Origin of the sequence: Morganella sp. GD04133 (genome assembly GCF_029835375.1) — a bacterium.
Taxonomy (GTDB): Bacteria; Pseudomonadota; Gammaproteobacteria; order Enterobacterales; family Enterobacteriaceae; genus Morganella; species Morganella morganii_B.
Genome location: NZ_JAODZS010000064.1, coordinates 1 through 8,446, shown reverse-complemented (window position 1 = coordinate 8,446; position 8,446 = coordinate 1). Strand labels below are relative to the sequence as shown.

At 47.0% G+C, this 8,446-nt stretch carries 2 protein-coding genes and 1 pseudogene; all 3 read left to right on the top strand.

All coding sequences use genetic code 11. The annotated features are described in order from the left end of the window. Positions 1-605 precede the first annotated feature (605 nt). The 3 genes and pseudogenes from N7387_RS20525 to N7387_RS20515 all read left to right on the top strand — a co-directional run bounded on the left by N7387_RS20525 (position 606) and on the right by N7387_RS20515 (position 8,391). Entirely contained in the window at positions 606-2,384 is a 1,779-nt protein-coding gene (locus tag N7387_RS20525) for an NlpC/P60 family protein (protein WP_279800859.1), read from the top strand. A gap of 211 nt (positions 2,385-2,595) precedes the next feature. Beyond that, positions 2,596-7,572 carry an RHS repeat-associated core domain-containing protein gene (locus N7387_RS20520; protein ID WP_279800858.1) on the top strand — a complete coding sequence of 1,659 codons (4,977 nt, stop codon included), beginning with the start codon at positions 2,596-2,598 and terminating at the stop codon, positions 7,570-7,572. A gap of 93 nt (positions 7,573-7,665) precedes the next feature. Beyond that, positions 7,666-8,391 (top strand): annotated as a pseudogene (locus N7387_RS20515) (IS3 family transposase). The last annotated feature ends 55 nt before the right edge of the window (positions 8,392-8,446 follow it).

Here is an 8,446-nt window from a genome sequence, read left to right as displayed (position 1 = left end):
TGTAAGAAAATATATATTTATACTCGTAAAGGTGACAATCATCACAAAAAATAAAAAATAAAAATTAAAAAAATCAATGGATTAGTGATCTCATTGAAAATAGTTAAGAAAAATTAATTGCTTTCCTGGAATTAGATGTTACTTTTATTAACATCTGAATTAAAAGATTTGATAAAGTGGTATAGACGTAATTATTATTGTCATTTTTAGTATTGGCATATGAAATACAAACAAAATATCATATGTTATAATAATAAAAACGACAATTACTATATTTAAGCCTATGGTAATGGTGGTTAATTAGAATGTTTAATTGAACTAACCCCATGTTATGTTTGTGCCCTAAATGGTGTAATGTATGCAACTGTATCAGATACATTGTTTATCGCAGTTTGCCACTGTTAATAAAATGACCTTAACTGTATTTTAGGTGTCAGCACCAGGCTTACCATGAATTTAATAATATAACTAATTTACCAAGATGGAATGACAGTAAAATATTTCAGTTCGTCACCATAATCTGTAAGTAACGTTACTGACAGATTGTGGTTGTATAAACCAAAAAAACACCATTTCTAACATTATCATATTAAGAGGATATTTTTATGTATTATAAAAAATTCGACTATTTGGCTGGTTTTGATATTCAGCGTAAGGATACGGAAAAAGAGTCTGCTACTATTTACGGAAACGGCCTTAATATGACCGCGGTTATCGTCAAGGTAAAGATAATGGATAAAGGTACGCCCGAGAATCCCTCGGCTCCAGTAGAGATGACGGATAGTGAGATGAAAAACAGTATTTTCTTGTGCGATTACCAAACTGGGGAAAAAATACCGTTCGATTTTGAGTCTGGAGTAACATCTGACTGGCGTGTCAGCTTCAATAAAAATAACTATTTAGATGATCTGGAAAATTCTTTGTCCAGGACAGACGCAGATCCTGATTTATTTCCGGGGGATGGCTATAACTATCTTACATTATACGTGTACTGTACAAAAGGGAATATTAACAAGAAAATAGCTGCAGGTATCTCTATTCAAACGGTTGGTGAGTTCAAAACTACTTCCAGTGGTACTAATACTATGAACGGTTCAACCGGTTCATCTTTCAAGATGCCTAGTTATATCCAAATAAGAGCTATCGAACCATACAAGTATACGCTCAACGACTTCTCTATGAACACGGATTCATCCAGTTTACACTACGTAGATCATGGTCAAGTGACATTATTTAATCTTACCGGGACAAACTATTATCTGGATATTCAGAAACCGTCTCATAAAATTTCCACGGTGACAGCCAGCAAACAGTCCGGCTCTATATTCGGAAGCGACTATAGCTGGTATTGGATTTGGCAGGCGTTTGATTGTGCCGGGGATTATGGAAAGAGCCATTTGTCCAAGATACTCACCGTCACCTTTGGTAAATACGAGTTCCCCTGTAAACACACGATAAATAAGAAACCCGGCGTATGTTTTCCCCTGATTGATGGTCAGTGTTCTGTCATGACGTCCTGGGCCTTTTTCGGGGAAACCTACGTTGACATTATCGATAATTTTGGCAACCGAACCTCTCCTGTGCTTAGATTCAATAAGAAAAAAGAGATTGAACACATTGGTTTTCGTAATAATTCACAGGATGTCTCCGAATCTACAGTACGACATGTCAGCAACTATGGTGTCCCTGAGGATATTATTCAGCATATTACAGACGCTGCCCCTGATATGATTTGTGGTGTACTGTCTCAGGATGACAATAATTCAGGATTCAAACCCTGTGTTAATGCTTCTCCGGCACCTGAACAGGGGGCAATAATTGATGCTGATTTCCTGCGGACACTCAGGCATTCACATGAAATCACCCATGTCATTTGCAGCGTGCCTGATGCCCGGAGCCACGATATTTCTGATTATCAGGCAATGAGTGACCGTGATGGTCTGCCATACCTGCTTGTTTTATGGCCCAGCAGGCAAAGCCTGACTATTTTTCCGCAGACTGAACTGGACTATGAAAACCGCCCCTACATCTATGGCCAATACGACTGCTACTCTCTGATCAGGGATTATTTCCTCAGGGAGAAAGGCATTGCACTCAATGACTATCCGCGTGAGGTCTATTCCCTCAGTTCAGGGAAGAATATCTTTGAAGTACAGGCTCCGGAGGAAGGCTTCGTCAAAATTGAGGATACTTCTCTTCAGGCCGGTGACATTCTGGTCTTTAATCTGCCGTCAACCAGACTGCAGCACTCGGCAGTCTATATTGGTAATGGTCAGATGCTGCATCATTTGCCGCCGGGACTAAGTTGCCGGGAAGCTTACAGCGAAAAATGGGAAAAACGCACCAGCTCAGTCTGGAGACATAATAATTTAATTATTAAGTAAATTATTATGCCCATAATTTTTTATCAGCCATATTTTTATTTATCAGAACGATAACCCGGATTTTATATTATAAGCCCTCCGTCAGGGAGGGCTGCATATTATAAAAAATATATCCGGACATTGTCATTAAAGAAATACAGATAGCCTTAGTTTATGGTTATTTTAATACCTAATATTTATGTCACATCTGATTATATCAGGAGTATTTATTATGAATGAGAGTTTTACGTCACAGACATCCAACTTTATCAGTGCCATGAGTACCGATGTTGACCCGCGCACCGGTCAGTTTATGGTTAATCTGCCCGTGGTATCGTTAGTCGGCAATCATCAGCTGGGCCCTGAACTCCCTCTGTCTCTGAGTTATTCATCACTGAACAACATTAACAGTGGTTTTGGCACCGGTTTTGCCCTGAGTCTGACACAGTTTAATAACAGAACTAATTTACTGGAGCTGAGTAACGGTGAAAAATACCGGGTCATCCCCGGTACCGACAAGGTACGCAACCAGAAGCTCAGCAGTTTCCGCTTTGTGTTTACCAGTGGTCAGGGAGACGGGGAAGGGTACACCATTTTCTGGAAAGACGGTAAAACCGAACGGCTGACAAAAGCCAGAGATGATGAGACATTCGTCACCACGACTGTCATATCGCCCGCCGGACGACAGCTGTATCTGACCTGGGACTGGAACGGACAGGTATCGCGGTTATCTGAAGTCTGGGATGAGTCAGTTATATTGTGCCGGGTAGATTACCAGACTGAATCGTCAGTGATGACACTGTGGCCGGGTACCGGAGATGAAAACCGCATACAGTTTCAACTGCTGAATGATAAGTATCTGACCCGTATTTTTCACAAAATGCAGGACGGTAATGTTCTGAATTGTCATTTCAGTTATGATGCCATATCCGGAATGAGCAATCTGTTGCTGACCGGCGTGAAATATCCGGCCGGCATGACAGACGACGTGGTTTACAACAGCCGGGAGGGGCTCAGGTATCCCGCCTCATCCGGTGTCACTGCCCGTTTACCTGTAGTGCTCACGCATACCCGTAATCCGGGAGCCGGACAGCCGAAAACAATCCGGCATTTCACGTACACCACGCAAAACTTCCTCGGTTTCAACGGCAATTTTGGTAACTGGTCTGCTGACAGTGATTATATCTATACCACATTAACGGATTATACCTACGGTTCAGAGGAAAGTATCACCAGTGGCGGCGTCACCGTCACCACAAAGCGGGAATACAATAACTATCACCTGCAAATCGCGGAGGAAACCCGGAAAAGCAGCAGTATTATCCGTGAGGAAACCATCTATTATGCCAGGCCTAATGTCTTTATTGACGGGCAGCCGGCTCAGTTTCAGATGCCCGAAAAGAAAACGGTTACCCTGACTGATACCACGCTGCCTGCCGCAGAGCGGACCCGTAAGGAAATTACGGAAACCGCATTTGATGAGTACGGTAATCCGGTCAGTATGAAAGCCCCTGACGGCACACTGACCACTTATGAATTTTATCCGGCAGAAGGCGGGGGCGACTGTCCGGCCGAGCCGAACGGGTTTGTCCGGTTCCTGAAATCCGTGACGGTAACACCGCGGGTCAGTGATTATGATGACACACCGGCGCAAATCACAATATACACCTACCGCCTGTTAGGCAACCGGGCAGACTGTGTGGTACAGGATACCAAATCCGTCTTCAGCGGTGATACGCCGTTATCTGTGCGCACCACGGAATATGAGGAAGACACCGGAAGCACAGAGTATGGCCGCGTCACATCGTTCACCGATACCCTGTACAACCCGGATGCAAAAGGGCAGTTTTTTATCAGCAGGCAGGATTTTGACACACGGGTCAGCAACAACGGCCTGATGACACAAACGGTTATTTTTACCGGTTATGACGGGTTACAGTCGTCCGTCACACAGTGCCGGTCTGTGTATAACGGGCTTTTGCATTCTGAGGTTTCACCGCAGGGTGTCGAAACCCGTTACACCTATGACACGCTGGGGCGGATACTGACGCAGATACAGAATGCCGGTTCTGCTGACTATGAAAACGCCACCGCATGGATATATGAAATCACAGCTGAGGGTCCGGTCACAACCATGCGGGACAGTGCCGGTAATCAGGCAAAACGTTATTTCGACGGTGCCGGTCGTCAGATACGCAGGCAGGTGTTGGATACTGACCATACACACGAATGGTTTGATGTTACCTCCGTACAGTATGATGCTTTCGGTCAGGAACAGAGCGGCACGGAGCAGGACCGGATTACGGCCGGGACGGATGCCGGCAGATGTTTTAAGGTCAGCGGTACAGTGGATTATGACAACTGGGGGAACCCGTCAGAAACCGCCTTTTCAGACAGTCTCCGCGAACTGACACAGTCAGATCCTGTCCGGCGAGTTTCCCGCACATATGCACAGGGCGGGGAAGGAACGGCTTTGGTAAAAAGCGGCACTGTCAGCACCCGGCTGGATAACATCACCGGGTTGCCGGTGCAGGAAACGATGACGGATGTCTCCGGGGCTGAGCAGGGGCAGCAGAGTTATGTCTATGACGGACTGAACCGTCTGCGGGAAGAGAAAGACACAGACGGTAATATCACCGCCTATTGTTATGACCTGTTTGACCGGGAAATTTCCAGGACACTGGCTGACGGTACGGTGGTTACCCGCGAATATGCCCCTGCTTCAGATGACGGGCAGGTCAGCGCGATTAAGGTATGCGGCCCGGGAACTGACGGAAAAACGCTGACCATGGGGCAGCGTGAATATGACAGCCTGGGCCGGTTAACCCGTGAAACAAGCGGCGGCCGAACGACAGGGTACCGCTATGAAGATGCCTCTCCGGTGCCGGCTGAAATCACGTTTCCGTCGGGAGAATCACTGAAATATTATTATATTCCTGAACTGGGTAATGTTCCCTGCCGTGTGAGCGGTGAGGGAATAGACCAGACGTATAGTTACGATAACCTGACCGGTGAGCTGTTACATGCCGACGAGGCCGATACCGGATACGGCTGTGTCTGGTCACAGTCAGGCAAACTGATCCGGGAGCAATTTACCCGCGCGGACAATCAGCGGCAGGCTGAGTATACCAGTACGCTGAGCGGCGCTCCGCTCAGCTATACGGATATTACCGGGGCACAGACATGTTATACCCGTGATGAATACGGACAGATTACCGGAATACAGGACAGTGCGCTTGACGTTGTGCTGAACTATGATGCCCTGAAGCGTCTGTCTGTTCAGACTGTGACAGACAAAGCCGGCGGCGCACAACTGACCACGGCGTTTGAATATGACGATTTCAGCCGTGAAATCCGCCGGACACTCACAGACAGCAGAGGCGTCACGCTGACCACAGAGATGCACCGGATGAAAAACGGACTGCTGAGCCGCCGGGTCACCCAGCAGAACGACACGGTGCTGAAAGATGAGTACTATGAATATGACTGCCGTTACCGGCTGATCGGTTACCGGGTGAGCGGAAGCACCCCGCCGCCGGATGCTTACGGTAACGTGCTGTCAGGTCAGCAGTATCAGTATGATGCGATAAATAATCTGACCGAGGTTACCACCACGCTGGCTGACGGCAGTACAGATACTGCTGTGTATCACTACCTGAATACCGCCGACCCCGCACAGCTGTCAGAAGTGACACATACTCATGCGGCCTATCCGCCGCGGATTGAACTGGAATATGATGACAACGGCCGGATGACTACGGATGAGGCAAAGAGAAGTCTGGTTTACGACGTGGCAGGCCGTCTGACGGGAGTCAGCGGAAAAAATATTACCGGCGGCAGTTATCAGTATGATGCCCTCAACCGGCTGGTGAGCCAGCAGGTCAGCGGCGGGGATGTGCGGGAGCTGTATTACCGCGGGAACACCCTGGTCAATGAGGTTCTGGCGGCAGGCCGGCAGGAGACGCGGCTGATTAAACGGGGCGGTCACTGTCTCGGTATGAGTCAGGGGGGGGATCTGACGCTGACGGGGACCGACCACAACAGCAGCCTGATATGGTCAGAGAATAAAACTGACGGGGCAACACGGCATAACTGGTCACCGTATGGCAGCGGAAATCCGGTTGATTTACTGCCGGGATTTAACGGTGAGCGGTGTGACCCGGTGAGCGGCAGTTACCACCTGGGGAACGGCTACCGGGCCTATAATCCGGTGCTGATGCGCTTTAACTGTCCGGACAGCCTGAGTCCGTTTGGTGAGGGGGGGATTAACCCGTATGCGTATTGTGCCGGAGACCCGGTTAATTTTACCGACCCGTCAGGGCATATGAGTGTCGGTGCGGGCATCGGCCTGGGGATTGCCGGTATTCTTGCTGTGTTTACCGCCGGGGCACCGCTGCTCACAACGATGGCAGCATCTATATCAGCATTGGGCTCTGTTAGTGCGGCGGTCGGCTCGGTGTCAGTGACATCCCTGGTGATAGGGGGATTAGCCCTCGTTTCTGATGTGACGGCAATCGCCAGCGGTGCCACAGAAAAAAGCAATCCGCAGGCATCGTCTGTTCTGGGATGGACATCCCTGGCTTTTGGTATCCCTGCAATGATAGGAGCCGTAGCTATTGCCGGTAAACTGGCGATGAACTGGGTCGATAAAAATGCTTTTATTGATTTAAGAAGACATTTATATAACATTCGTGAACAAGGACTCAGTGGTAATGGTGGTCTAACAACGGTATATCGGGCAGATTCACGCCCCCCCTCTGTAATTAAAGCAGAAGGAGGTTTCCATCCTAGAAGTAAGCTAAATAATAACGAGATATTATCAAAATATAAAGAAAAATTAGCAAAAGAACCGCAGGACCTTGCCAGAAAACATATATCATCTCCAAATAGTGATTTTGTATCAACAGCTGTAACAGAAGACTGTGGTGGATATGCAATGGGAAATAACTATATATATAAAATAAATATTCGCGGTTTAGTATATCAAGATTTTGGCCCAGGTACTTTTGGAGAAGGTGCTAAGACACTGAGAAAAGGAAGACTGTTTCCAAAATTTATGATGGATGGAGAAACCCTCGAAAGTTCTAATTTCCGTATAATTGTACAACCAGAACAATCTGTTAGTCAAGAATTTACATTTTTAGGATCTATACCCAGCGAACGTATTGCAGCGTTTAGGACGGTCAACGGCGAATGGAACAAATTCTAAAATAACGTAATGAAGTTTGTCCATGGGTAATCCCCTGAAAAACCAGAGCGTTCATAAGTCGAATTTTCTCGTAATATGAATCAGGGGATTCACATGAAAAAATCACGTTTTACTGACAGTCAGATTATCGCGATTCTGAAGCAGGCTGAGGCAGGAACACCGGTTCCCGAATTATGCCGCGAACACGGTATGAGCAGCGCAAGCTTTTATAAATGGCGCTCACGGTTCGGCGGACCGGTGGGATCACAAACGCGTGTACCGGATTTATTGCGGATTAAACCGAAAACCCGGATTATCCGGCTGCTGCCTGCGCCGCTGACCGTTCCTGAAAATATAAATGAAACCTTGTCAATGGATTTTATGCATGACCAGCTGAGCGACGGCAGAACATTCCGGACATTTAATGTCATTGATGATTTTAATCGTGAAGCACTGGCCATTGATGTGGATTTTTCATTACCGGCAGCACGGGTTATCCGTTCGCTGGAGCAAATTATGGAATGGCGGGGAAAACCGGCATGTATTCGCTGTGATAACGGACCGGAATACCTGAGCCATCAGCTTCAGGAATGGGCAATGCAACAGAAGATAACCCTGTTATATATCCAGCTGGGAAAACCACAGCAGAACGCGTATATTGAACTATTTAACCGGACAATGCGTTATGACTGGCTGAACCAGATTATTTTCAGTCACATCAGAGAAGTACAGGAAGTCGCGACAAACTGGTTATGGCATTATAATCATGAGCGGCCACATATGGGTCTGGGCGGTATTACACCGATGCAGAAGCGGGCTCAGTTAACATCATTCTACTGAAAACCTCTGTGGAAAATGGGGGATTACCCCCAGAGCAAGAGTAGTAAATGATACC